Origin of the sequence: Anaerotruncus sp. DFI.9.16 (assembly GCF_024461615.1) — a bacterium.
Lineage (GTDB): Bacteria > Bacillota > Clostridia > Oscillospirales > Ruminococcaceae > Anaerotruncus > Anaerotruncus massiliensis.
Genome location: NZ_JANFZX010000001.1, coordinates 185493 through 209993 on the forward strand (window position 1 = coordinate 185493; position 24501 = coordinate 209993).

Sequence of the window (24501 nt, forward strand, 5' to 3'; positions counted from 1 at the left end):
TTGCGGGTATCAACTCCTGCCGGACGGCGTGGGGAGGGAATAGGTAAATGTCAGAAATCAGAGTCAAGGACAATGAGTCTTTGGACAGCGCGCTGCGGCGCTTCAAACGTTCTTGCGCCCGCTCCGGCGTTCTCGCCGAGGTCCGCAAGAGAGAGCACTACGAAAAGCCTTCTGTCAAGCGCAAGAAGAAATCTGAGGCGGCTCGTAAGCGTAAATTCAAATAATCATCCATAAACGGGCGGGGAATATCCCCGCCCGTTTTGCACATTTTTTTGCCGTCCGGCGGGCGCCGAGGTTGTAAATCGGGGCGCTTTGCGGTACAATATCCGGGTACGGGCGGTGTTTGCGCCCGCGCCCCGCCCCCGCGGCGGGGATTCTTCAGGAAACGGGGGGACCGGATATGGCGGTCTTTCAGCCCGACTACCGGTTCCGGCGCGCGTGGGACATCCCGCCGGAGTGGCTGCGGGACAAGGGGATCACGGTGCTGCTGCTCGACGTGGACAACACCCTGACCACCCACGACAACCCCGACGTGGCGGACGGCGTGCACGGCTGGCTCGCGCGGATGCGGGCGGCGGGCGTCCGTCTCTTCATCCTCTCCAACAACCACCCGGCCCGGGTGGAGCCGTTCGCCGAAAAGCTCGGCGTGGGCTGTATCGCGGACGCGGCGAAGCCCCTCGGGGGCGGCGTGCGCCGCGCGCGGGAACGGCTCGGGGCGGACGCGCGGGAGATCGCGATCGTCGGCGACCAGGTCTTTACCGACGTGCTCTGCGCCAACCTCGCGGGGGCGGTGTCGATCCTGGTGGAGCCGATCGAGCTGGAGCCTTTCCCGTTTTTTAAGCTGAAGCGCAGATTGGAAAAGCTCGTCCTGCGCGGCGGGCGGAAGGGAACGCACTGATGGCAAAGATCCGGTTCGGCCCGGCGGGGAACTCGCGGAGTTTCACCGAGATGGGCTATAAAAAGAATACCGACCTGCCCGAATACCTCGAAAAGATGGGGCTCGACGCGTTCGAGTATCAGTGCGGGCGGGGGGTCAAGATTTCCGAGGCGAACTGCCGCCAGCTCGGGGAGCTGTGCGCGGCGAAGGACATCCAGCTGAGCCTGCACGCGCCCTATTACATCTCGATGTCGAGCGTGGAGGAGGGAAAACGCCTCAAGAGCGTCGACTACGTCCTCCAGTCGGCCCGCGCGGTCGGCGCGATGGGCGGGGACCGCGTCGTGATCCACACCGGGTCTTGCGGCAAAATCAGCCGGGAGACGGCGCTCGAGCTCGCGTGCGACACGATGAAAAAGTGCATCGCGGCGCTCGACGCGGAGGGGCTTTCCCACATCCGCATGTGCCCCGAGACGATGGGGAAGCTCAACCAGCTCGGCACCCTTTCGGAGGTGCTCGCGCTCTGTAAGCTCGACGACCGCATCCTTCCCTGCATCGACTTCGGGCACCTCAACGCGCGCACCTACGGCGGTGTCGACGGCCCCGGAGCCTACGCGAAGATCTTCGACGAGATGGAAAACGCGATCGGCATCGACCGGGCGCGGCTTTTCCACTCCCACTTCAGCAAGATCGCCTACACCGTTCCCGGCGGGGAGAAGGTCCATCTGACCTTTGAGGATACCGAGTTCGGCCCGGATTTTGAGCCGCTGGCCGAACTGGTCGCAAAGAAAAACGGCACCCCCACCTTCATCTGCGAGTCCGCGGGCACGCAGGCGGAGGACGCGGGGACGATGAAACGGATGTATCTGACAGCGAAAGGCGGACAGTCATGAAAAAGATTCTGGTCATCCACGGACCGAACCTCAACCTGGTGGGCGTGCGGGAGCCGGGCGTCTACGGGACCGAGGGGATCGACGACATCAACCGGCAGATCGTGGCGCACGCCGAGGCGAAGGGCCTTGTGTGCGACGTGTTCCAGTCCAACCACGAGGGCGCCATCATCGACAGGCTCCACGCGGCGCGCACCGAATACGACGGCGTGGTGCTCAACGCGGGCGCCTACACCCACTACAGCATCGCCATCCGGGACGCGATCGCCGCGATCCGCATCCCGGTGGTGGAGGTGCACCTCTCCAATGTGCACGCGCGCGAGGAGTTCCGGCACAAGTCGGTCATCGCGCCCGTCTGCGCGGGCGGGATCTTCGGCTTCGGCAAGCAGGGTTACCTGCTGGCGGTCGACGCGCTGGAGGCGATGCAGTGAAGCGGATGTTGGTCATGCACGGCCCCAACCTCAACCTCACGGGGGTGCGGGAGCCGGGCGTTTACGGAACCGAGACGCTGGAGGATATCAACCGGCGGATCGCGGCCCACGCCGAAAAGCGGGGGTACGCGTGCGACTTTTTCCAGTCCAACCACGAGGGGGAGCTGCTCGACAGGCTCCACGCGGCGCGCGGGGCCTATGACGGCGTTGCGTTCAACGCGGGGGACTACACCTTCACGAGCATCGCCCTGCGGGACGCGATCGCGGCGGTCGGCATTCCGGTGGTGGAGGTCCACCTCTCCAACGTCTACGCGCGTGAGGAGTTCCGGCACCATTCGGTGCTTGCGCCTGTCTGCGCGGGAGGCGTTTACGGGTTTGGCAGGCAAAGCTACCTGCTGGCGCTCGACGCGCTGGCGGCAATGAAATAGGAGGAGACATCCATGCAAAACAGAATTGAACGGCTGCTCGGGCTGCTTCCCGACGGGATCGACGCGGTGCTGGTCGCCTCGCAGGTGGGGCGGCAGTACTTCACCGGCATGCACTCGACCGCGGGCACCCTCTTCGCGGTGAAGAACGCGGGCGCGACCTTTGTGATCGACTTCCGCTACATCGAAAAGGCGCGCGCGGTCGTGCGCGGCGCCGAGGTGGTTTTACAGGATAAGCTCTATGAGCAGATCGGGGAGCTCGCCAAGCGCCACGGCGTCAGGCGCGTCGCGGTCGAGAGCGAATACATGACCCTGTCGGAGTTCACCGCCTGGAAGGAAAAGGTCCCGGGCGTGGAATTCGTGATGAACGGGAAGGTGAACGACGTCATCCGCCGCATGCGGATGATCAAATCGCCCGACGAGCTCGACGCGATCCGCGCTGCCCAGAAGGTGACCGACGAGGCGTTTTCTCACATCTGCGGCTACATCAGGCCGGGCCTCACCGACCGGGAGATCGCGGGCGAGCTGCTCGACTACGCCTTCCGCCACGGCTCGGAGGGCCCCTCCTTCGACTATATCGTCGTGTCTGGCAGGAACTCCTCGATGCCGCACGGCGTGCCGACCGACAAGGTGGTCGCGCGCGGCGACTTTATCACGATGGACTTCGGCTGCCTCGTGGACGGCTACTGCTCCGACATGACCCGCACCGTCGCGGTGGGGGAGGTCACCGACGAGCAGCGGATGATCTACGACACGGTGCTGCGCGCCCAGCTCGCCGCGATCGCTGCCGTCAAGCCGGGGGAAATCTGCCATGTGGTGGACGCCGCCGCGCGGGACATCATCACGGACGCGGGCTACGGCGCCTGCTTCGGCCATACGACCGGCCACTCGCTCGGGCTGGAAATCCATGAGAACCCGCGCTTCGGCAAGGGGGACGAGACGGTGTGCGAGCCGGGTATGGTCATGACGGCGGAGCCGGGCATCTACCTCGAGGGACGGTTCGGCGTGCGCATCGAAGATATGGTGCTTGTCACAAAGGACGGCTGCGAGGACCTCACACATTCCGACAAGTCGCTGATCATCCTATAATTCTCTGCGAATAGGGCTTGCAAAATGAGTGATTATAATATAGAATTAGAGTGTTAATCTGGATGGTACCGATCTGACCGTGCTTAGGACGGGAAAGAGACAGACGTATCAGAATATTTGGAGGGTAACATATGATTTCTGCCGGCGATTTTAGAAATGGCGTGACCTTTGAGATGGACGGCAACGTGGTCCAGATCATCGAGTTCCAGCACGTCAAGCCCGGAAAGGGCGCGGCGTTCGTCCGCACCAAGATCAGGAACGTGATTTCCGGATCGGTCACTGAGAAGACCTTCAACCCGACCGATAAGTTCCCGACCGCCTATGTGGAGAGGAAGGACATGCAGTACCTCTACAGCGACGGCGACCTTTACTATTTCATGGACAACGAGACCTACGAGAACATCCCGATCTCCAAGGACGTGCTGAGCGACAACTTCAAGTTCGTCAAGGAGAACATGGACTGCAAGGTGCTCTCCTACAAGGGCAAGGTCTTCGGCGTCGAGCCGCCCTTCTTCATCGAGCTCGAAGTCACCCAGACCGATCCGGGCTTCAAGGGCGACACCGCCACCAACGCGACCAAGCCCGCGGTGCTCGAGACGGGCGCCGAGATCCGCGTCCCGCTCTTCATCAACGAGGGCGACCACATCAAGGTCGACACCCGCACCGGGGAGTATATGGAGCGCGCGTAACCTGCTGATCCACATGATTCTATGATTTTTAAGGAGGCGTTACCATGACGATTACTGAACGGGCCGCTTATATCAAAGGCCTGGCCGAGGGCCTCGGCATCGACGAGAGCACCAAGGAGGGCAAGGTCATCAAGGCCCTGATCGACGCGTTTGACGATATGGCGCTCACCGTGTCCGACCTCGAGGCGGAGCTCGACGAGCTCACCGAGCAGGTCGAGACGATCGACGAGGACCTCGGCTCTCTCGAAGAGGACTACTATGACCTCGACGACGAGTGCGACTGCGACGAGTGCGGCGCGGAGGACTTTGAGGACGGCGACATCTATGAGGTCTGCTGCCCGACCTGCGGCGACATCGTCTGCATCGATTCAGACATGCTGGAAGAGGGACAGACCACCTGCCCGAACTGCGGCGAGCTGCTGGAGTTCGACCTTGAGGACGACGGGGAAGAGACCGAAGACTCCGACAACGACGACAAATAAGGATTTCCCGAACGGATTCCGTCGGAAGACACCCCGCCTCCCGCGGGGTGTTTTCACTGTTGACGATTTTTTGTCAATCTGTGCAGGATTTTCGACCGAAAAGATACCAGCCGAAAGGATTTTTGCCATTGTCGAGGGGAATGCGGATGACCGCGCTTCTCATCGGACTCCTGCTGCTCGCCGGCTGCGGCGGGCGGGAGGCTCCGGTGACGGGCACGTCGTTTCTCATGGATACCATCGTGGAATACAAGCTCTACGGGAAGAACGCCCAGGCGGCCAGGGACGCGATCGAGGCGGAGCTCGCGGGGATCGAGTCGCGCATGTCAATGTACCTGCCTGATTCGGAGGTCGCGCGGCTCAACGAAAATGCGGGGAGGGGGCACGTGCCCCTCTCGGAGGACACCTACGGGCTGCTCTCCCGCTGCGCGGCGTTCGGGGAGGCGTCGGGCGGCGCGTTCGACGTGACCATCGCCCCGCTCACCGCCGAATGGGGGGTCACCTCGGGCCATCCGCAGGTGCCCTCCGACGCGCGCATCGATGAGCTGCGCGCCCTCGTCGGATACCGGGACATCCTCCTTAACTCCGCGGACCGGTCGGCCATGCTGCGCCGCGAGGGGCAGGCGGTCGACGTCGGCGGCGTGGCCAAGGGCTACGCCTGCGACGCGGCGCGCAGAGTCGCGCGAGAATACGGCGTCGACTCGGGCTACATTTCCATCGGCGGCAACATCATGGCGATGGGGGCGAAGCCGGACGGGGAGCCCCTGAAATTCGGGGTGCGCGACCCGCGCGGCGGCGGGAACGACTACATCGCGGTGGTGACGCTGTCCGATACGACGATGGCGACCTCGGGCGACTACGAACGTTATTTCGAGCGGGACGGGGTGCGCTACCACCACATCCTCGACCCCGCGACCGGCCGCCCGGCCGACACCGGGCTGATGTCCGTGTCGGTCGTCTCACCCGACGGGGCGCTTGCCGACAGTATGTCGACCTGGCTGTTCATCAAGGGCAGGGACTACGTCCTGGAGAACCTCAACGCGCTCGGCTGCGGGCTGGTCGTCATCGACCGGGAGCGCAACGTCTACGTATCCAACGACCTTCTGGACCGGTTCACCCCCGCCGACCCGGGCGGGAGCTACCACTTCGAGGTGCCGTCATGAAACGGATGAAATACCGCGCGTCCAAGGTCGCTTTTTTGGGGCTGCTCTTCGCGCTGTCGGTCGTGCTGAGCCTCGTGGAATCGTCGCTCGCCCCGATGGTGCCGGTCCCCGGCGTCAAGCTGGGACTCAGCAACATCGTGACGATGTACTGCCTTTTCTGCCTCGGCTGGCGGGAGGCGTACACGCTGGCCGCGCTCAAGAGCCTCTTTGTGCTGCTGACGCGCGGGCCGGTCGGCGCGGCGATGAGCCTCGCCGGGGGGCTGGTGTCGGTGACGGCGATGCTCCTGCTGCGCGCGCTGCCCAAAAAGCCGAGCGAGCTTTTCACAAGCATCTGCGGCGGACTCATGCACAACGCCGGACAGCTTGTGATGGCGGTGCTGCTGCTCAACGGCGCGGTGCTCTATTACTTTCCGGTGCTCGCGCTGGGGGGCGTCGCGATGGGCGCGCTCACGGGGCTGCTCCTGCGGCTGCTCAGGCCGCATTTCAACCGAATCTTCTTTTGACGCCCCGCCCGGAGGCGGGACGTCGGATGATGATACTGCAACTCCCACCATAAAACTCAGAGGAGGAAATGGTAACATGAGTGTTTTGCAAAAGACACTGAAGGGCGCCAAGGTGGCGCACTTCAAGAACACGGAAAATTGCGAAAGCACCCCTATGCCGCTGCCGAAAGAAGTCTGCATTTCGATGTCGCAGCATATGGGCCCGCCCTGCAATCCCCTGGTGAAGAAGGGGGACGCCGTCAAGGTCGGGACGATGATCGGGGACAGCGAGGCTTTTTTGAGCGCGCCGATCCATTCGAGCGTCTCGGGGACGGTCTCGGCGGTAGAGGAGATCGTGACGGCCACCGGCTCCCGGTGCCAGGTCGTAATCATCCAGACCGACGGGGAGCAGGCGGTCGATGAACATATAAAGCCTCCCGAAATCGATAACCACCCGGAATTCGTCAAGGCGATCCGGGCCTCCGGGCTGGTGGGGCTCGGCGGCGCGGGCTTCCCGACGCACATCAAGATGAACCCCAAAAACCTCTCGGAGGTGGACACGCTGGTGGTCAACGCCGCCGAGTGCGAGCCCTACATCACCTCCGACTACCGCACGATCATCGAGCGTCCGCAGGACATCCTCGACGGCATCGCGGCGATCAAAAAATACGTCGGCATCACCCAGGTCAAGATCGCGGTGGAGAACAACAAGCCCCAGGCGATCGAGATGCTGCGCCGCCTTACCAGGGACGACCCGTCGATCGAGGTGTGCAGCCTGCGGGCGATCTACCCCAAGGGCGCGGAAAAGGTCACCGCCTATGAGACGACCGGCCGCGTCATCAAGGAGGGGATGCTCCCGGCGGACGTGGGCGTCATCGTCGAAAACGTGACGACCACCGCGTTCATCGGCCAGTACCTGCGCACCGGCATGCCGCTCGTCACCAAGACGCTCACGGTCGACGGCGGCGCGGTCGCGGAGCCGAAGAACGTCGTCGCCCCCATCGGGGCGCACTTTTCCGATGTGATCGACTTCTGCGGCGGCTATAAATGCACGCCCAAGAAGCTCATCATGGGCGGCCCGATGATGGGCACGCTCGTCTTCGACGATACATATCCCGTCCTGAAGAACAACAACGCCCTGCTCGCGTTCGACGAGAGCCAGACGGCGGTCTATGAGGAGCAGCCCTGCATCCGCTGCGGCCGGTGCATCCAGGCCTGCCCCTACCACCTGATGCCCCGTATGATCGAAAAGGCCTATGAATCGGACAACATCCCGATGCTCCAGAAGCTGAAGGTTTCGCTTTGCATGGAGTGCGGCTGCTGTTCGTTTGTCTGTCCGGCGAAGCGCAATCTGACCTTTACCAACAAAATGGCAAAGCAGAAGCTCCGGGCCGCGACGGCGAAGAAATAGGATAGGAGGGATTTGTTGTGGCTGTGAATACAGTGGAAACCCAGGCCCCGGCGGAGGAAAAGGCAAAGCTCATGATCACCCCCTCCCCGCACTTCCGGGACGATATCAATACCCGCAAGATCATGCTGACCGTCGCGACGGCGCTGCTGCCCGCGCTGGTCATGTCGATCTTTTACTTCGGGATCCGCGCGCTGCTGCTGACGGCGGTCTGCGTCGTCTCCTGCGTGGTGTTTGAATACCTCTTCGCGAAGGTCACCAAAAAGCCCGTGACGATCAGCGATTGCAGCGCGGTGGTCACCGGAGTCATCCTCGCCTTCAACGTCCCCGTCACGCTGCCCTTCTGGATGGCGGTGTTCGGGTCGTTCATCGCGATCGTCGTGGTCAAATGCCTCTTCGGCGGCATCGGCTGCAACTTCGCCAACCCCGCCGCGACCGCGCGCATCTTCCTGCTCGTGTCGTTCGGCAACCAGATGACCCACTGGATCGCCCCGCACGCCGCGATCGACGCGGTCGCGACCGCGACCCCGCTCAAGCTGATCGCCGCCGGGCAGACCGACCAGCTCCCGTCGCTGTGGAACATGCTGATTGGCAACCGCGGCGGCTCGCTCGGCGAGACCTGCGCGCTCGCGCTCATCGTGGGCGGGCTCTACCTCATCTGGAACGGCGTCATCGGCTGGCAGATCCCCGTCACGCTGATCGGCAGCGTCTTCGTCTTCGCGCTGCTCTTCGGCCAGGACCCCTTCTACGCCGTGCTTTCGGGCGGCGTGATGATCGGCGCCTTCTTCATGGCGACCGACTACTCGACCAGCCCGGTCACCACCAAGGGCAAGGTGATCTTCGCAATCGGCATCGGCTTTATCACGATGGTGATCCGCGTCTTCTGCAACTATCCGGAGGGCATGTCCTTCGCCATCCTGCTGATGAACATCCTCGTCCCGCACATCGACAGCCTCACGATCACCAAACCGTTCGGCGCTGTCTTTGAGCAGAAAAAACAGTAGGGGGGCGCGAACATGAAAGAACTTTTGAAACCGGTCGTCGTACTGACCGTGATCTGCGTCGTGGCCTCCGCGCTGCTGGGGCTCACCTACGACAAGACCGCCCCGCTCATCGCGCAGGCGGAGAAAGAGGCCTCCGACGCCGCCATGCAGGCGGTGGTCCCAGGCTCCACCACCTTTACCGAGCTGGCCCTGGAGGGGATGGAAAACGTCCTCATCGCCGCGAAGGACGACAGCGGCAACGGCTACGCCTTCAAGGTCAAGGACAAGGGCTTCGGCGGCGTGTATAACGTCATGGTCGGCATCGGCAACGACGGTAAAATCACCGGCGTCAAGCTGCTCGACAATACCGAGACGCCGGGACTCGGCTCCAAGACGGGGGCGTCCGCTTTCACGGACCAGTTCCCGGGCAAGGACAAAACCCTCGAGGGCGTCGACGCCGTCACGGGCGCGACGATCTCCTCCAAGGCATTTTTCCGGTGCGTCGACACCGCCTATCAGGCGTATGAAGCAGTAGGGGAGGGCGCTTAAATGAGCAATCCGAACAAACCCGGCAACTGGAGGGTCCTGACAAACGGCATTCTCAAGGAGAACCCGACCCTGGTTCTCATCCTTGGCACCTGCCCGACGCTCGCCGTCACGACGATGGCGGTCAACGGCATCGGCATGGGCGTCGCGGCGACGGTGGTGCTCATCTGCTCCAACATCGTCATTTCGCTGCTCAAAAATATTATCCCCGACAAGGTGCGCATCCCCTGCTACATCGTGGTCATCGCGAGCTTTGTCACCCTCGTGCAGTTCATCGTCAAGGCGTACGCGCCCGACCTCGATAAGGCGCTGGGCGTCTATCTGCCGCTCATCGTCGTCAACTGTATCATCCTCGGCCGCGCCGAGATGTTCGCCAACAAGAACACCGTCCTCGCCTCCGCCTGCGACGGCATCGGCATGGGCATCGGGTTTACGCTGGCGCTCTTCGCGATGGGCTCCATCCGCGAAATCCTCGGCAACGGCACCTGGATGTCGGGCGCCGAGTGGCTCGGCATCCAGAACGGCATCTCGCTGCACTGGGATAACCCGATCATCGTCTTCCTGCTCGCGCCGGGCGGCTTCCTGGTCTTCGGCGCGCTCATCGCGCTGGTCAACCACCTGACCCACGGCAAGGCGATCAAAAAGAAGGAGTTCGGCTGTGCCGGCTGCCCGTCCGCGGCCGCCTGCGCGGCGGTCCGGAAAGGAGGTGCTGACGAATGAAGGAATACCTGATCATTTTAGTCGGCGCCGTACTCGTCAACAACTACGTGCTCGCGAAGTTTTTGGGCATCTGCCCCTTCCTCGGCGTCAGCAAAAAGCTCGACTCCGCGTTCGGCATGAGCGTCGCGGTCATCTTCGTCATGGCGCTCGCCACGGCGGTCACCTGGCCGATCTATACCTACATTCTCGTGCCGAAGGGGCTCTCCTACCTGCAGACGATCGTCTTCATCCTGATCATCGCGGCGCTCGTGCAGTTCGTCGAGATCGCGCTTAAAAAGTATATTCCCGCGCTCCACAAGGCGCTGGGCATCTACCTGCCGCTTATCACGACCAACTGCGCCGTGCTCGGCGTGACCATCCTCAACCTCGACGAGGGGTATACCTTCGGCCAGTCGCTGGTCAACGCGGTCGGTTCCGGCCTGGGCTTCCTGCTCGCCATGGTGCTCTTCTCGGGCGTGCGTTCCCGCGTGGACGCCGCGGCCGGCAGCACGCCCAAGGCGTTCCAGGGAATCCCGATCACACTGGTCGCGGCGGCGATCTGCTCGGTGAGCTTTATGGGCTTCAGCGGCATCGTCGACGGCCTGTTTAAATAATGGGGGTGGGCTCTATGTTATTTCCGGTAATCATCGTCGGCGGGATCGGGCTGCTGTCCTCGATCATCCTCGTCGTCGCCGCAAAGGTGATGGCGCTTCCCGCGGACGAACTGTTCGATAAGGTGCGCGCCGAGCTTCCGGGCGCCAACTGCGGCGCGTGCGGCTACGCCGGCTGCGACGACTACGCCAAGGCGGTCGCGCACGACGGCGCCAAAACCAACCTCTGCGTGCCGGGCGGCGACGCGGTCGGCCACAAGCTCAGCGAGGCGATGGGCGTCGCCTTCGAGGACGTGGAGGAGCAGTACGCCGTGGTGCGCTGCTCGGGCAACTGCTACGCCACCGACAGCATCATGGACTACGAGGGCAAGCAGAGCTGCGCGGCCTGCAACTTCTTCTACCAGGGCAAGGGAAGCTGCTCCCATGGCTGCCTCGGCTACGGCGACTGCATCGCGGCCTGCCAGTACGGCGCGATCTCGATCGTGGACGGCATCGCCGTCATTGACAAGGCGGTCTGCGTGGGCTGCGGCATGTGCGCCAAGGCCTGCCCCAACCACCTGATCACGGTCATCCCGGCCACAAGCACCGTCTATGTCGGCTGCTCGTCCCACGACAAGGGCGCCTTCACCCGCAAGGTGTGCAAGAACGGCTGCATCGGCTGCAAGAAGTGCGAAAAGACCTGCGAGAACGGCGCGATCACCGTCACCGACAATCTCGCTTCGATCGACCCGCGCAAGTGCACCAGCTGCGGCGCCTGCGTGACCGCCTGCCCGACGGGCGCGATCGTCACCTGCGCCTCCCGTTGCGAAGCGATCGTCGGCGAATAATAAACAGACGAAAGGCCGCCGCGTTCATTGAACGCGGCGGCCTTTTTCCGTATGATTTTCAGTGCTCCGCCCAGTCGAGGCTGCGGCCGACGGCTTTCCGCCAGCCGGAAAGCAGCCTTTGGCGGGTGGGCTCCTCCATGTCGGGGTCGAAGCGGATGTCGCAGCTCCACAGCTTTTTGAGCTCGTCCAGGTCCTTCCACACGCCGGTGGCGAGCCCCGCCAGGTAGGCCGCGCCGAGCGCGGTCGTCTCGCGGATCATCGGCCGGCACACCCGCTTACCGAGGATGTCCGCCTGGAACTGCATGAGGAAGCGGTCGCGGGAGGCCCCGCCGTCGACGTTGAGCTCGGCGAGGGCGATGCCGGTGTCCCGCTCCATCGCCTTGACGAGGTCGTAGCTCTGGTAGGCGATCGACTCCTGCGCCGCGCGGATGATGTGTTCTCGCCGGGTGCCGCGGGTGATGCCCACGATACAGCCGCGCGCGTACATATCCCAGTGGGGCGCGCCCAGCCCGGTGAAGGCGGGGACGAGGTAGACCCCGCCGGTGTCGGGCACCTTCTGTGCGTAGTACTCGGCGTCGCGGCTCTCGTTGATGAAGCGCATCTCGTCGCGGATCCACTGGATGACCGCGCCGCCCACGAAGACGCTGCCCTCCAGCGCGTACTGCACCTTCCCGTTCAGGCCGATGGCGATCGTGGTGAGCAGGCCGTTTTCGCTGACGCAGGGGGTCCCGCCCGTGTTCATGAGCAGGAAACAGCCGGTGCCGTAGGTGTTCTTCGCCTCGCCGGGCGCGAAGCAGCACTGGCCGAAGAGCGCGGCCTGCTGGTCGCCCGCGATGCCCGCAATCGGGATCCGCACCCCCTGGACCGCGGCATAGCCGTAGATTTCGCTGCACCCGCGTACCTCGGGCAGCATGGCGCGGGGGATGTCGAGCGCGTCGAGCAGCTTCCGGTCCCAGTCGAGGGTCCTGATGTCATAGATCATCGTGCGGGAGGCGTTGGTGTAGTCGGTGACGTGCACAGCGCCCCCGGTCAGCTTCCAGATGAGCCAGCTGTCCACCGTGCCGAAGAGGATTTCCCCCCGTTCGGCGCGCTCCCGCGCCCCCTCGACGTGGTCGAGGATCCATTTGATCTTGGTGCCCGAGAAATAGGCGTCGGGCACCAGCCCGGTGGCCTCCCGGATGTAGCCGGAAAGCCCGCGCGCGCCCAGATCGTCGATGATGTCCGCCGTGCGGCGGCACTGCCAGACGATCGCATTGTAGACCGGGCGGCCGGTGGATTTATCCCACAGGATGGTCGTCTCCCGCTGGTTGGTGATGCCGATGGCGGAAATCTCCCTGACGTCCACGCCGCTCTGGGCGATGACCTCCATCATCACCGCGTACTGGGAGGAGTAGATCTCCATCGGGTCGTGCTCGACCCAGCCCTCCTTCGGATAGAACTGCGTGAACTCCTTCTGCGCCATGCCGACGATGTTCTGCTCCCGGTCGAAGAGGATCGCCCGCGAGCTCGTCGTCCCCTGGTCAAGCGCCAGCACGTAGTTTCCCATTTTTTCCTCTCCTCTCACAGGCCGCGCGCGGCGATGAAGCGCGCCCGTCCCGCACACATATTCCACGGCCGCCCTGGGCGGGTGCGTGGAGGGTGACCGCGTCAAGGGGCTTCGCCGGTCCGGTCAGTTCCATTCTACCAGATTCTTCATCCCGTGGACAACCCTTACCGCCGACCCGGAAGCCGCTTGTTCCGTTCATAGCCGGCGCATGAATATAAAAGCGGGCCATAAAAGGGCCGAAGGCCCTTTTATGGCCCGCTCCCGGTCTCTCGGCAGTTGTCCGGTCACAATAACCAGACTTCGGGATTGGAGGAGGAGACCGCCATCGCCCCCGCACCCAGCGCGTTGAGCACGTCCTCCTTGTCGGAGATGAGCCCTCCCGCGATCACCGGCTTGCGGACGATCGCCGCGAGCCTGCGGATGACCTTGGGCATGGCGCCGGGCAGGATTTCCACCGCGTCCGCCGCCTCGAACGAGAGGCGCTTTTCAATGTTGACCAGCGCGATCGAATCGAGCATAAAGAACCGCTGCACCGCGAGCATCCCGCGCGCCTTTGCGCGCCGGACAAGGTTGGAGCGGGTGGAGATGATCCCGTCCGCCCGCGTGCTCTCCGCGATGAAATCCACGGCGACGTCCCGCGCGGCCAGCCCGTCGATCAGGTCGATATGCACCATCGCGAGCTTGCCCGCCTCATGCACACGGGAGACGACCTCCTTGACGCCCAGCAGGTTGCCGCTCAGCACGAAGACGATCCGGCAGTCGCTGTCCATGCTGCGGGAGAGCCCCGTCGCGTCCTTAACGGCCGCGATGACCGGATTCTCCTGCAAAAGTTCCACAAACGCTTCATGCCTCACCCACATAGCCTCCCGTCTTCAGTAAAGCATACCTGCAAAAGGAGGTTTTGTCAATCCTCCACCCGGGGACGAGTCCCCGGGTGGAGGACATGCCCGCCCGACGGGTTTGACCGGATTGCGGCGCAAAAAACGGCCGCGCCTCCGCCGGCAGGCGGACCGCGGCCGTTTTTTATCGATCCGGGGCGAGGAAGGTCCCCCGGCGCATCCGATCAGGGAAAGACCTTTACGAGCGCGTCGGGGTCGGCGGATTCCTTTGGGTCGGGCGGGGCGAGCGGTTTGCCGAAGGGCATCTGCGCGACCAGCTTCCAGCTTTCGGGAAGCCGCCAGGTCCGGCGGACCTCTTCGTCGATGAGGGGGTTATAGTGCTGGAGCGAGGCGCCGAGCCCGGCCTCCTCGAGCAGCGTCCAGACGTTCAGCTGCGCCATGCCGTTTGCCTGCTGCGCCCAAACCGGGAAGTTGTCCCGGTAGGTTGAGAACCTGCCCGCGTAGTCGTCCGTAACGGCGGTGTCGTCGAAATAGAGGACGGTCCCGTGCCCGGCGGCGAAGGAGCGTATCTTTCCTTCAGTTGCGGCGAAGGCGTCCGGAGGCACGATGGCGCGCAGCGACTCCAATACGATCTTCCACAGCTTTTCGTGTTCGGCGCCGAAGAGCAGGACCGCGCGCGTGCTCTGCATGTTGAAGGCGGAGGGAGTGACGGAAATGGCCTCCTTCACCAGCCCGGAAATCCGGCTGTCGTCGATGGGGGAGCCGCTGCCGATCCGGTAGCAGGTGCGGCGGGCTTTCAGGGCGGATAAAAATGTGTTCATATGGTTTCCTCCGATCACAGGGTTGCATGTTTACTGGAAAATTTTCTATAACAGGACTGATTATCATTATTATAATCGCTTTTTCTCCGAAATGCAACCCTAATCGAAGGCGGCCAGCGGGAGACGGGGGACGAGGTCCTGCTGCGTCAGGTAGGTCAGCCCGTCGAGGTAGTCCTCCCGATTGTCGCCGCGGTAGACCAAGAGCGGGCGCAGCGGGCTGGAAAGCCCCGGCTGGGCGTTCAGCCGGTCAAGCGCGTACTGGAGCCACGCCGCTTCAAACAGGCTCCCGCCGACTACGACGAGTTCGGGGTTGGTGACGCAGTTGACGATGGAGACGACGCGGGAGACGATATCAAGGCAGTCCTCCCGGGAGGAGACGCTGGGAAGCAGGTCGTTCAAGGTCAGCTTATGCCCCATCGGCAGGAAGCCGAGCTCCCCGGCGAACTGCTTGGCGCCGTGGACGACCTGCCCGTTGGCAATGACGCCCGCGCCCGCGCTCTCCCGGTCAAAATGGATGTAGGCCATATTGAAGCCCGCGGGACTGCAGGAGGGGTGTTCCCGGTGGTAGCGGTTCATATAACCGAGCGCGGTCGCGTTAAGATCGTTTTCCAGAACGAGCGGAACGGGGAAGGCGGAACGGACCCGCGCCCCGAGGTCGTTCGGGACCAGGGTATCCAGTTCGCTGCCGATATAGGCGCGCCCGTTCTCCACGATGCCGGGCACGCCGAGCCCGACCGCGCGGACGTCCCAGCGGGAACGGCAGCCCGCGATCAGGCGGAGGACCGCTCCCACCGTGTCGCCGTCCTCGACGGAGGTGAAGCTGTCCGCGACGACGTCTCCCGTCAGGCCGGTAATTCGGTAGTCGATCCGTTCCCCGGCACAGTAGAGCGCGAGGGTCAGGTTGCGCGCCGGGTTGAGGGCGTACCGCTGGGCGCGCCGACCGCCGCTCGATCGGTCAAGCGCGCCCGCGACGATCTCGCCGCCCGCTTCGAGTTCCTCAAAGAGGTTGCGGATGGTGGTCGCGCTGAGGTTCGTCTCATTGGCCACCTCCGCCCGCGTCGCCGAGCCCAGGCGGATCAGCGTCCGGTAGAGCAGGGTGGTGTTCATCCGCTTCATCAGCTCTGGTTTCCCGGTCACCCCGGTCATCGCGCTCCCTCCAGGCTGTCAAGTTTTTTGCGCAGTTCCCCGAGCAGCACCGCCTCCCGTCCGCCGGACTCGGCAGAACCCAGCCGAATAGCGGGCTTGATCTTCCCGTGGAAGTCGCTGCCGCAGGTGACCGCGAGGCCGAGCGCCTCCGCCTGCCGGAGATAGAAGGCGGTCTGCGCAGGGGCGTGGTAGCTGCTGTAGGCCTCGAGCCCCGCGACGCCGCAGCGCACGATGCTTTGCAGCAGGGCGGCGTCCTCGTGGATGTTGTTGCCGGGGTGGGCGAGCACCGGAAGCCCGCCCGCTTCGCGCACCAGCGTGACCGCCTCCGTGAGGGAGGGGAACCGGATGGGGACGTAGGCGGGCTTTCCCTGCGCGCAGAAGTCCCAGTAGAAGTTGACGTAGGGATTGTCGGAGCGCGCCCCGCCCGGACGGTAGGGGGAGAGGAGGGGATGTTCCGCGTTTTCCGGCATGGCGAGGGCGACCTCCGCGATCATCTCGCCCGTGACGATGCCGTCCTTGGAAAGCGCCGTCACCGCCGCCAGATCCAGCGGGATCCCACAGGCGCGCACCAGTTCGATTCGCCGCCCGGCGGCGGTTTGCTCCTGCGAGAGGACCGATTCCTCGGCCCGCGCGAAACCGGGGTGGGCGGGGTCGATCCAGTAGCCGAGCAGATGCAGGTCGACGCCCTCGTGGGTGCAGTCGAGCTCGACCGCCGGGACGACCTCGACGCCCAGCGCCCGCCCGGCCTTGAGCATCGCGGGGACGCCCCGCGTCGTGTTGTGGTCCGCCAGCGCGGCGGTTCGGATTCCCGCCCGCCAGCAGAGGAGCGCCAGTCTGGTCGGGGAATACTCCCCGTCGTCGCTGAAGGAGGAATGGAGATGCAGGTCCAGCCAACTCATAGCGTCGCCTCCAATACTTTAGACATATACTTTTAAAAGTATCTGATTTAACTATAGGACATCGAAGCGCAAATGTCAATAGGGGGTGTAAATTCCCGGCGGATGGTCTATAATCAAGATAAGGAGGGGATGGCATGGAGCGTCTCTGGTGCGTGCTGGCAGGGTACCTGTTCGGGTCCTTTCTGACCGCCGACCTGATCGTCTTCTGCCGGACGGGCGCGCGGCGCGCAGAGGGGTTCGGCAACCCCGGCATGGCGAACGTCGCCTCCCGGCTGGGGGCGGGGAGCGGGCTGCTGGTGCTCGCGGGGGATATCCTCAAAACGGCGGCGGCCTGTGTCCTCTGCCGGCTGTGGCTTTTCCCCGGGATGGGGCGGATGGCGGTGCTCTACGCAGGGCTCGGCGCGGTGCTCGGGCACTGCTGGCCGGTGTGGAACGGCTTTCGCGGCGGCAAGGGGGTGGCGGTCGCCGGAGCGGCGTCGATCCTTTTTTCACCTCCCGTCGGAATCGCGAGCTACCTGCTCGGCGCGGCGGCGGTGCTGGCGACGGGCTATCTCGCGGTGGGTTCCGCGGTGATCGCGGTGAGCCTTCCGCTCTTGACGGCGCTTTTCGGCCTCGGGCGGGAGGCGGCCGCGGCGGCAGGCGTGATCGGCGGCGTGATGCTGCTGCGGCACAGTGGGAACTTTGCCCGGATGCGCGCGGGAACGGAAGGCCGGGCCTCCGTCGCGTCGCGGCTGAAAGCCTATTTGAAGCGGAAATCATTTCACTGAAAAAGGAGCGCCGGTTCCGGCGCTCCTTCGTATATCGGCGCGGAAACCGCGCACCCTAATGCGGGGTGAACGCGGATGGAAAAACTCAAGGAATACGCCGCCGTCTGCACGGTCGGCTCGGTGGGCTACAGCGCGATCGAAGTACTCTGGCGGGGCTTTACCCACTGGACGATGGCGCTGACCGGGGGCGTCGGCTTTTTGCTGCTCTACCTGACCGACCTGCGCATGACGGGGCGGTCGATGCTGCAAAAATGTGCGGCGGGCAGCCTGGTGCTCACGGCGGTGGAATTCGTCGCCGGGTGCATCATCAACAGGGGCTGCCGGCTCGGCGTCTGGGACTACTCCCGCCGGAAGGGGAACCTGCTCGGGCAGATCTGCCCCCTGTACAGCGCGCTCTGGTTTTTGCTCTGCATCCCGGTGCTCCCGCTGAGCCGCGCCCTGCGCGAACGGCTCTGCCAGGGCGGAAGCGGCAGGAGGATCGAGACCGCCTGACGGATAAAAGGCCGCCGTGCATCGCACGGCGGCCTTTTCAGCCTTCGCCGGGTTCGCGGGGCGCGCCGAGGCCGCGCAGCCTTTCAAGCGGCGATTTCCGCGCGGACTCTTCGGGGAACACCTTTGCGGCCGCCTCCCGGTAAAAGACGCCGAGCTCTCCGAGATAGTGCTCGTGCCACGGCTTGCTCTTGCCGCAGTAGTGAATGACGGCGGTGTTCTCCCGCACCCATTTGAGGTCGATTCTGCCGAGGGTGGCCACCTTGACGGTGTTGAAATAGCGCGCGTCGAAGTTATAGACGCGCGGGTCAAGCAGGACGGTGCGGTCGTGGTAGAGGGCGTTAAGCACGTCCTGGTCGGGAAGGATGAGCTTTTCCCGGTGGGTGCGGATGAACTCCGTCACCTCATCGCAGTCCTGTCCGGCGCGCAGCGCATCCAGGTTCATGAGCAGCACGCCGGAATTGAAGTATTCGCTCTCCTCGGGCATGTCGAGGCGCAGCTTGTACTCCATCTGGGAGACGGGGTTGACCGACCGCGCGGCCGCGAAAAAGTGTTCCCCCAGCTCCATGCCGTAGAGCGGGGCGAGCGGGCGGTTGATCACCATGTCCGGGTCAAGGTAGAGGGCGCGCCCGAGGGTTTGGGGCAGCAGGCGCGCCGAAAAGATGCGGTAATACATCTCCTTGGGGAAATGGAAGAGCACCGGCGCGTCCGCCATGAAGTCCTCCGGAACGCGCACGTCGAAGAGGCGTAGCCTCCCGTCTGGAAGGACGGAGCGGGCAAAGGAGAACGCCTCCGGGGAGAGGGAGGCGTGCAGGACGTAGACGTCCGCCTCCTCCCCGGGATTCGCGTCGAGCAGGCTGCGCAGCATCACGCAGAGCGGCCGCAGGTAGTTGGCGTTGAGCGAAACGACGATATTCATCGGCTGCCTCCGAAATCAAATTAGGGATGAAAATATTATAATCCCCGTATCGCGTCTTCGCAATACGGGGATTATGAACGATTTGTATCAGCCGAGGTTCTGGATGGTGAAGCCTCCGTGGAACTCGTCGGCGGTCAGCCTGACCTGGTAGGCGCCGGATACGGGGAGCGCGATGGTCTGACTCCCGCTCTCCTCGGAGAGGTCGTAGCCCTCAAAATAGATCGTGCCGTCCGGCCCGGCGATCCGCATGTCCAGCGTGCCGCCTTCGGTCGAGACGTCTACCTGCACCGTCGTGGGGTTGGAAACGGGCAGATCGAAATAGTAGCTGTGCGCGGTCATGCCGTCCGCCGAATAGACGATGCGGTCGGGCCACTCGTTGCTGAAGCCGTCGTTCTCGAGGGGCTCCAGCGGCGGGAGGGCGCTCTCATCGGAAAAGCCGTCCCGGGCGGACGATTCTTCGTCCTCATGATACCAGTCCGCATCCACCCGGCGCACCAGCTCGTCCAGCTTCATGTCGAGCTGGTACCGGTCATAGAGGTCGAGCCCGAAATCGACCTCCTCGCCGTCGTAGCGGAACGTCAGGTTGCGGATGTCGAGGCCCAGGGGATCGAGCTTGGAGAGGATATTCTGGATGTCCTTCGCAAAGGACTCCTTGTCGTGGTAGGGGCCGTTGAGGTTGATGTGCAGGTAGACGCGCGCGTCCCCGGCAAGCTCGTCGTAGCTCATGTCCGGCGTGTACTGCTTATAGTAGGGGAGCTCGGCGTTCACATACATCTGCCCGATCAGCTCCCGCTCGTCGATGAGGCTTTCGGAGATCCGCCCGCGGAGCTGGGTGTGAAACTCTTCCCGCACCTGCATGGCGGGCGGGCCGAAATAGTTCCAGGCGGCGGGCACGGCGGCGAGGCAGCCGCCCGCGACGATGAGCACAAAGCAGACGAAGCCGCTGAGCAGGTCGTATTTGAGCTTCTGGCCCTTGTGGGCGAAGTAGTTGTAGAGAATTTCGACGCCGAGGAGTACAAAGATGAGAGGGGAGAGCTTAAAGACGAAGACCAGGTCGAGGGAGGGCTTGAACATCGCGGCCAGCGCCACGATGCCGGTGACGATGAGCGCGAAGCCCATCGTCATGGTCCCCACCCGGCGGACCGGCTCCTCCCGCTTGCGGGAGGAAGCCGGCTCCGGCGCGGGGGATTCCGCCTTCGGGGCGCCGCTCCGCGCGGATTCCTCCCCGGGGGTTTCCCGGGACTCGATGCGTTCTTCGTTATTCATTGGAATCCCCCCTGTACTCGACGAATTCTTCCTCCGGCTGCACATGGCGCTTTTTGCCCTTCACGAGATAGATGCCGAAGAAGATGACGGCGACCGCCACGACGACCGAAGGGATGCGGTTGAGGATGCTGCGGAGGTACCAGCTCTCATACCCCATCGTTTCCACAAAGTAGTAGATCAGCGGGGAGACGAAGCTCGAGAAGATCGCCCAGCCGCCGATGAAGATGAGCCCGCCGCCGATGAGGACGTGGCGCTTTTCCAGCAGGGGGCGCAGGCCGCTGAAGACGGAGCCGTCGACCCGCAGGGAGAAGGCGTTGTCCATCCGGAGGCGGTCCTCATAGGGGAGCTGCCTGATGTTGAAGGTCTCGAAGAAGGAATAGAACCAGATGATCGGCAGCAGCCAGAGGAGAAACTCGAACTGGAAGAACCACGCGATCGCGCAGACGCCCCAAAAGACGGACATGACCGCCAAGCCCTTTTTCATCATCCCCAGGTACATTTCACCCGCCCCGGGGATGAAGGCAAAGCAGAAGGTGAAGAAGCTATTCTTTTTCATGTTGGGAACCCCTCTCAATTTTCAGACTTTGGAGAATTTTATCCAGTGTTTCCGACAGGTTGTCGGTAAATTGCGTCGTCCGCTCGCTGAAGGTCGCCGCGCCGTTTGCCAGCGCGTCGAGGATCTTGCCGTGGTCGTTCTGAACGTCGACGTTGAAGAGGCCGATGTTCCAGAACATGATGGCGAAGCAGGCCGCGGCGGCCGCCGTCGCGTATTTGTTGACAAAGAGCTTACGGGCGCGCTCGCGGATGCGCCGGAAAACCGGAGGCGCGACCGGCTCGGGGGGAGAGAGCAGCTCGGAGCCGTCCAGGAGGGCGGCGTACCGCTCCACACAGCGGTCGCAGAAGGAAAGGTGCTCGGAAATCTCCAGACGTTCCATCTCGTCGAGCGGTTCGTCGCGCAGCAATGCGCCGAACGCGTCGTCCGTCAGATGCCCGTTTGGATCAAACAGTTCTTTCATCGTTGTACCCCCTCCTTTACGAGTAGTTCCTGTAGCTTGCTTCGCGCCCGGTAGAGCTGCGTCTGCACCGTTTTTTTCGGCCGGTGCAGGGTTTCGGCGATCTCCTCGATGGTTTTTTCCTCGAGGAAGAAGAGCACCGAAACCTTTTGGTAAGGCTCTTTGAGATTGAGGATCGCCTGCCGGATCACTCCGGTTCCCTCGTCGGTTATGTATAGCCGCTCGGGAGAATTCTCGGCGCGGATGAGGTCCATTTCGTTCATGTCCTCGGATAGGCAGACGCGCCGGTTGTAAGCGCTCTTGAGGTAGTCCTTGGCCTTGTTGGTGGCGATGCGCGCGAGCCAGGCCTTCAAATTGTCCTCCGTCACGGTGTCGATGTGGGCGTATGCGGAGACAAAGGCGTCCTGCGCGAGGTTCTGCGCCTCGTGGTAGTCGCGCACGAGCTGGTAGCAGATGGTAAAGACCAGCTTTTCGTACTGTTCCACCATTTCCTGAAATTTTTCATTTGTCATCCGGTCCTGCCTCACCACCTCAATTGCCTTACATCCATCAAACGATGCTGCGCGGCATTTGTCTTCAAACAGCATACACGTTTTTTTCATTTTTGTCGATTGGCAAATCCGCGCACCCCTTATGCCAAATTGACCCGCCGCGCCCGCTGTGGTATGATTGGCAGGACAGGGGGGATTCTCATGCGAAAGATGCTGGCGCTCGACCTGGACGGCACGACCTTCGGGGTGCGCACCGAGCTTTCCGAGGCGAACCGGCGCGCCCTGCTCGCCGCGAAGCGGGCGGGCACGGTCGTCTGCTTTGTGACGGGGCGCAAATCGGTGGAACCGATTTCGCATCTGTGCGCGCTTGCCGATTATTTCGTGCTCAACAACGGGGGCACGGCGGTGGCGGCGCCGGACATGGAGCAGCTCTATACCACGCTCGTCGAGCGGTCGGACATGCTCCGCCTCATCGACTTCTGCCTCTCGCAGGATTCCGCCATCCTCCATCTGATCTCGGGGGACTACTGGGGCGTCAACCGCATCACGCCGGGGGTGCTCCGGCAGCAGGAGGAATTCGAGGGCACGCCGGTCGTCTACCGCGGCGCGGACGACCTGCCCTTCGAGACGCTCGACGGCTTTGTCGTGAGCGAAAACTACGACCCGGTGCGGGAGTTCATCGAGCAGGAGGGCCTGCGGCTCACCTGCGCGGTAACCAACGCCACCTCGATGGATGTGATGCCGGAGGGGGTCAACAAATGGCGCGGCACGGCGTACGTCGCCGCGCGCGAGGGCATCGCGTATGAAAACATCGTGGCGGCGGGCAACTACTATAACGATCTCGAGCTGATCCGGGGCGCGGGGGTGGGCGTCGCGGTGCGCAACGCGCCGGAGGAGGTGCGCGCGCAGGCCGACTATGTGACCGCGCGCACCCACCTGGAGGACGCGGTCGCGGAAATCGTGGAGAAGTTCATCCTGTGAGCGGGAAAAAGAACGCGGAAAAGCCCTTCCGCCGCGCCTACATCGAGATCACGAACGCCTGCAACCTGAACTGCGCCTTCTGCCCGGGGACGCGGCGCGCCCCGCGCGTTCTGTCCCCGGAGGAGTTTGCGCTGCTCGCGCGCGCCGTCAAGCCCCATACCGATTATGTCTGCCTGCATCTGATGGGGGAGCCGCTCTTGCATCCCGCGCTCGGGCGCATCCTCGAAATCTGCGGCGAGGAGGGCCTGCGGGCCAACCTCACGACAAACGGAACGCTGCTGGAGGATGTAAAGGATATCCTCTTGTCGGCACCCGCACTGCGGAAGCTCTCTGTTTCGCTCCACAGCTTCGAGGCCAACGGGGACGGCCCGCCGCTCGAAGCGTATCTCTCGCGGGTGCTGCCGGTCGTGCGGCTGGCGTGGGAGGCGGGGATCATCTGCGAGCTGCGCCTCTGGAACGGCGGCGGCGCGCGGCGGCTCAACGGGCGGGTCTGCCGCGCAATCGAGCGGGAGCTCGGCGTCCCGGTGGGGAATCCGCCGGACGGGGTCTGCGACCGCAAGCTCGCGGAGAACCTGCACCTTGTGACCGCGCCGGTCTTCGACTGGCCGGACATGGCCCTGCCCGCCGGGGAGGGCCGCGTCTCCTGCCTCGGGATGCGGGACCATTTCGGCATCCTCGCGGACGGGACGGTGGTGCCCTGCTGTCTCGACAGCGAGGGGACGGTCGCGCTGGGCAACGCCTTTGAGCGCCCGCTCGGGGAGATTCTCGATTCCCCCCGCGCCCGGGCGATCGCGGACGGCTTCTCCCGGCGGACCGCCACGGAAGAGCTTTGCAGGCGGTGCGGCTACGCGCGCCGCTTTTGATAGGAGGGACTGCTATGGAATTTTCAGCGGAGGCGGTCTGGCGGCATCTGCCCGCCGGCCATAAGCCGCCCGTATACTATTATGAGGAGCTTGGCTCGACGAACATCGAGGCCCGGCGGCTCGCCCGGGAGGGCGCGCCGCACGGCACGGCGGTGCTCGCCGAACGCCAGACGGCGGGACGGGGCCGGCTGGGACGCAGCTTCTTCTCGCCGGGCGGGGCGGGGGTCTATCTCTCGATGGTGCTGCGCCCCGGGCTTTCCGCCGCCGACACGGCGCTCGTCACCCCGGCGGCGGCGGTCGCGACCGCGCGCGCCATCTCCCGCGCCGCGGGGGTGGAGGTCGGCGTCAAATGGGTGAACGACCTCTATTACGCGGGAAAAAAGCTCTGCGGCATCCTTGCGGAGGCGCCGCTCGGCGCGGACGGCAGGCCGGAATTCGTCGTGATCGGCATCGGCGTCAACGTGCTGGACGCGAGCTTTCCGCCCGAGCTTTCCGGCGTGGCGACCTCGCTCGAAGCGGCGGGAGCGGGGGAGACCGACCGGGCCGCGCTGGCGGCGGCGATCATCGCGGAGATGCTCGCCCTCTGCGGCGGGCTCGGGGAGCGGACTTTCCTCGCGGAATACCGCGCGCGCTCCTGTGTGCTCGACCGGACGGTGACGCTGGTGCGGGGAGAGGAACGCCGGGAGGCCTACGCCGTCGGGATCGACGACGACGCGCGGCTGCTGGTCCGGATGCCCGACGGGAGCAGCGAGGCGATCGGCGCGGGGGAGATCAGCCTGCGGGGAGACTTCGCGTAACCGCGCGCGGATTGCGACGCGATCGTGAGAATGGACGAGCAATCAGGAGAAAACCGGCGACAGATCGG

General features: G+C 64.0%; 31 protein-coding genes. 21 read left to right on the forward strand and 10 right to left on the reverse strand.

The window, feature by feature from the left end; genetic code table 11:
• Positions 1-47: 47 nt before the first annotated feature.
• The 16 genes from rpsU to NE609_RS00960 all read left to right on the forward strand — a co-directional run bounded on the left by rpsU (position 48) and on the right by NE609_RS00960 (position 11596).
• Complete coding sequence (rpsU, locus tag NE609_RS00885; protein WP_101550884.1) at positions 48-224, forward strand: 30S ribosomal protein S21; 177 nt, start codon at positions 48-50, stop codon at positions 222-224.
• Between the two features lie 176 nt (positions 225-400).
• Entirely contained in the window at positions 401-898 is a 498-nt protein-coding gene (locus NE609_RS00890; protein WP_256151406.1) for a YqeG family HAD IIIA-type phosphatase, read from the forward strand.
• The gene (locus NE609_RS00895) at positions 898-1767 is read left to right on the forward strand and encodes a TIM barrel protein (protein ID WP_256151407.1); all 870 of its coding nucleotides are present in this window, start codon (positions 898-900) and stop codon (positions 1765-1767) included. The genes NE609_RS00890 and NE609_RS00895 overlap by 1 nt, the downstream gene beginning before the upstream one ends.
• Positions 1764-2195, forward strand: a complete 432-nt coding sequence (gene aroQ, locus NE609_RS00900) for a type II 3-dehydroquinate dehydratase (protein ID WP_101550878.1) — start codon at positions 1764-1766, stop codon at positions 2193-2195. The genes NE609_RS00895 and aroQ (NE609_RS00900) overlap by 4 nt, the downstream gene beginning before the upstream one ends.
• A complete protein-coding gene (gene aroQ, locus NE609_RS00905) occupies positions 2192-2623 on the forward strand; it encodes a type II 3-dehydroquinate dehydratase (protein ID WP_370867112.1) in 432 nt (143 codons plus the stop codon). The genes aroQ (NE609_RS00900) and aroQ (NE609_RS00905) overlap by 4 nt, the downstream gene beginning before the upstream one ends.
• 12 nt (positions 2624-2635) lie before the next feature.
• Complete coding sequence (locus NE609_RS00910) at positions 2636-3709, forward strand: Xaa-Pro peptidase family protein (protein WP_121585701.1); 1074 nt, start codon at positions 2636-2638, stop codon at positions 3707-3709.
• Between the two features lie 131 nt (positions 3710-3840).
• On the forward strand, positions 3841-4398 hold the full coding sequence (efp, locus tag NE609_RS00915; protein WP_121585699.1) for an elongation factor P: 558 nt from the start codon (positions 3841-3843) through the stop codon (positions 4396-4398).
• Positions 4399-4442: 44 nt separating this feature from the next.
• Positions 4443-4880 carry a CD1247 N-terminal domain-containing protein gene (locus NE609_RS00920; protein WP_121585698.1) on the forward strand — a complete coding sequence of 146 codons (438 nt, stop codon included), beginning with the start codon at positions 4443-4445 and terminating at the stop codon, positions 4878-4880.
• Positions 4881-5026: 146 nt separating this feature from the next.
• A complete protein-coding gene (locus tag NE609_RS00925; RefSeq protein ID WP_256151408.1) occupies positions 5027-6040 on the forward strand; it encodes an FAD:protein FMN transferase in 1014 nt (337 codons plus the stop codon).
• Positions 6037-6543, forward strand: coding sequence for a Gx transporter family protein (locus NE609_RS00930; RefSeq protein ID WP_256151409.1), 507 nt, complete (start codon positions 6037-6039; stop codon positions 6541-6543). The genes NE609_RS00925 and NE609_RS00930 overlap by 4 nt, the downstream gene beginning before the upstream one ends.
• Positions 6544-6619: 76 nt before the next feature.
• Positions 6620-7933 (forward strand): electron transport complex subunit RsxC, encoded by a 1314-nt coding sequence (gene rsxC / locus NE609_RS00935; RefSeq protein WP_256151410.1) that lies wholly within the window; start codon positions 6620-6622, stop codon positions 7931-7933.
• 71 nt (positions 7934-8004) lie between these two features.
• Entirely contained in the window at positions 8005-8934 is a 930-nt protein-coding gene (locus NE609_RS00940; RefSeq protein WP_256151524.1) for an RnfABCDGE type electron transport complex subunit D, read from the forward strand.
• 12 nt (positions 8935-8946) lie between these two features.
• Positions 8947-9462 carry an RnfABCDGE type electron transport complex subunit G gene (locus tag NE609_RS00945; RefSeq protein ID WP_256151411.1) on the forward strand — a complete coding sequence of 172 codons (516 nt, stop codon included), beginning with the start codon at positions 8947-8949 and terminating at the stop codon, positions 9460-9462.
• Positions 9463-10179 carry an electron transport complex subunit RsxE gene (gene rsxE / locus NE609_RS00950; protein WP_256151412.1) on the forward strand — a complete coding sequence of 239 codons (717 nt, stop codon included), beginning with the start codon at positions 9463-9465 and terminating at the stop codon, positions 10177-10179.
• Positions 10176-10772: an electron transport complex protein RnfA gene (locus NE609_RS00955; protein WP_101550862.1), complete on the forward strand. Its 597-nt coding sequence runs from the start codon at positions 10176-10178 to the stop codon at positions 10770-10772. The genes rsxE and NE609_RS00955 overlap by 4 nt, the downstream gene beginning before the upstream one ends.
• A gap of 14 nt (positions 10773-10786) precedes the next feature.
• The gene (locus NE609_RS00960) at positions 10787-11596 is read left to right on the forward strand and encodes an RnfABCDGE type electron transport complex subunit B (protein WP_242970834.1); all 810 of its coding nucleotides are present in this window, start codon (positions 10787-10789) and stop codon (positions 11594-11596) included.
• A gap of 58 nt (positions 11597-11654) precedes the next feature.
• Here NE609_RS00960 and glpK read toward each other — a convergent pair whose 3' ends face one another.
• The 5 genes from glpK to NE609_RS00985 all read right to left on the reverse strand — a co-directional run bounded on the left by glpK (position 11655) and on the right by NE609_RS00985 (position 16847).
• A complete protein-coding gene (gene glpK, locus NE609_RS00965; protein WP_256151413.1) occupies positions 11655-13142 on the reverse strand; it encodes a glycerol kinase GlpK in 1488 nt (495 codons plus the stop codon).
• A gap of 284 nt (positions 13143-13426) precedes the next feature.
• A complete protein-coding gene (locus NE609_RS00970) occupies positions 13427-13996 on the reverse strand; it encodes a glycerol-3-phosphate responsive antiterminator (protein ID WP_256151414.1) in 570 nt (189 codons plus the stop codon).
• A gap of 209 nt (positions 13997-14205) precedes the next feature.
• Positions 14206-14802, reverse strand: a complete 597-nt coding sequence (locus NE609_RS00975; RefSeq protein ID WP_121585688.1) for a nitroreductase family protein — start codon at positions 14800-14802, stop codon at positions 14206-14208.
• 99 nt (positions 14803-14901) lie between these two features.
• A complete protein-coding gene (locus NE609_RS00980) occupies positions 14902-15948 on the reverse strand; it encodes an ROK family protein (RefSeq protein WP_256151415.1) in 1047 nt (348 codons plus the stop codon).
• Positions 15945-16847: a PHP domain-containing protein gene (locus tag NE609_RS00985; protein WP_256151416.1), complete on the reverse strand. Its 903-nt coding sequence runs from the start codon at positions 16845-16847 to the stop codon at positions 15945-15947. Before NE609_RS00985 ends, NE609_RS00980 begins: the two co-directional genes overlap by 4 nt.
• 134 nt (positions 16848-16981) lie before the next feature.
• Here NE609_RS00985 and NE609_RS00990 point away from each other — a divergent pair, with 134 nt between their 5' ends.
• Both NE609_RS00990 and NE609_RS00995 read left to right on the forward strand, forming a co-directional pair.
• Entirely contained in the window at positions 16982-17614 is a 633-nt protein-coding gene (locus NE609_RS00990; protein WP_256151417.1) for a glycerol-3-phosphate acyltransferase, read from the forward strand.
• A gap of 75 nt (positions 17615-17689) precedes the next feature.
• On the forward strand, positions 17690-18106 hold the full coding sequence (locus NE609_RS00995; protein ID WP_121585685.1) for a hypothetical protein: 417 nt from the start codon (positions 17690-17692) through the stop codon (positions 18104-18106).
• 37 nt (positions 18107-18143) lie between these two features.
• On the opposite strand, the gene NE609_RS01000 is transcribed toward NE609_RS00995, so the two are convergent.
• The 5 genes from NE609_RS01000 to NE609_RS01020 form a co-directional block, all read right to left on the reverse strand.
• Complete coding sequence (locus NE609_RS01000; RefSeq protein WP_121585684.1) at positions 18144-19022, reverse strand: glycosyltransferase family 8 protein; 879 nt, start codon at positions 19020-19022, stop codon at positions 18144-18146.
• Between the two features lie 87 nt (positions 19023-19109).
• The gene (locus NE609_RS01005) at positions 19110-20288 is read right to left on the reverse strand and encodes a hypothetical protein (RefSeq protein WP_256151418.1); all 1179 of its coding nucleotides are present in this window, start codon (positions 20286-20288) and stop codon (positions 19110-19112) included.
• The gene (locus NE609_RS01010; protein WP_256151419.1) at positions 20281-20844 is read right to left on the reverse strand and encodes a hypothetical protein; all 564 of its coding nucleotides are present in this window, start codon (positions 20842-20844) and stop codon (positions 20281-20283) included. Before NE609_RS01010 ends, NE609_RS01005 begins: the two co-directional genes overlap by 8 nt.
• Positions 20831-21304: a hypothetical protein gene (locus tag NE609_RS01015; protein WP_101550840.1), complete on the reverse strand. Its 474-nt coding sequence runs from the start codon at positions 21302-21304 to the stop codon at positions 20831-20833. Before NE609_RS01015 ends, NE609_RS01010 begins: the two co-directional genes overlap by 14 nt.
• Positions 21301-21813 (reverse strand): RNA polymerase sigma factor, encoded by a 513-nt coding sequence (locus NE609_RS01020; protein ID WP_256151420.1) that lies wholly within the window; start codon positions 21811-21813, stop codon positions 21301-21303. Before NE609_RS01020 ends, NE609_RS01015 begins: the two co-directional genes overlap by 4 nt.
• Before the next feature lie 180 nt (positions 21814-21993).
• On the opposite strand from NE609_RS01020, the gene NE609_RS01025 reads away from it, so the two are divergent.
• The 3 genes from NE609_RS01025 to NE609_RS01035 are packed head-to-tail and all read left to right on the forward strand — an operon-like array spanning position 21994 to position 24433.
• Positions 21994-22773 carry an HAD family hydrolase gene (locus NE609_RS01025; protein ID WP_256151421.1) on the forward strand — a complete coding sequence of 260 codons (780 nt, stop codon included), beginning with the start codon at positions 21994-21996 and terminating at the stop codon, positions 22771-22773.
• The gene (locus NE609_RS17705) at positions 22770-23636 is read left to right on the forward strand and encodes a radical SAM protein (RefSeq protein WP_256151422.1); all 867 of its coding nucleotides are present in this window, start codon (positions 22770-22772) and stop codon (positions 23634-23636) included. Before NE609_RS01025 ends, NE609_RS17705 begins: the two co-directional genes overlap by 4 nt.
• Before the next feature lie 14 nt (positions 23637-23650).
• Positions 23651-24433 carry a biotin--[acetyl-CoA-carboxylase] ligase gene (locus NE609_RS01035; RefSeq protein WP_121585680.1) on the forward strand — a complete coding sequence of 261 codons (783 nt, stop codon included), beginning with the start codon at positions 23651-23653 and terminating at the stop codon, positions 24431-24433.
• Positions 24434-24501: the final 68 nt, after the last annotated feature.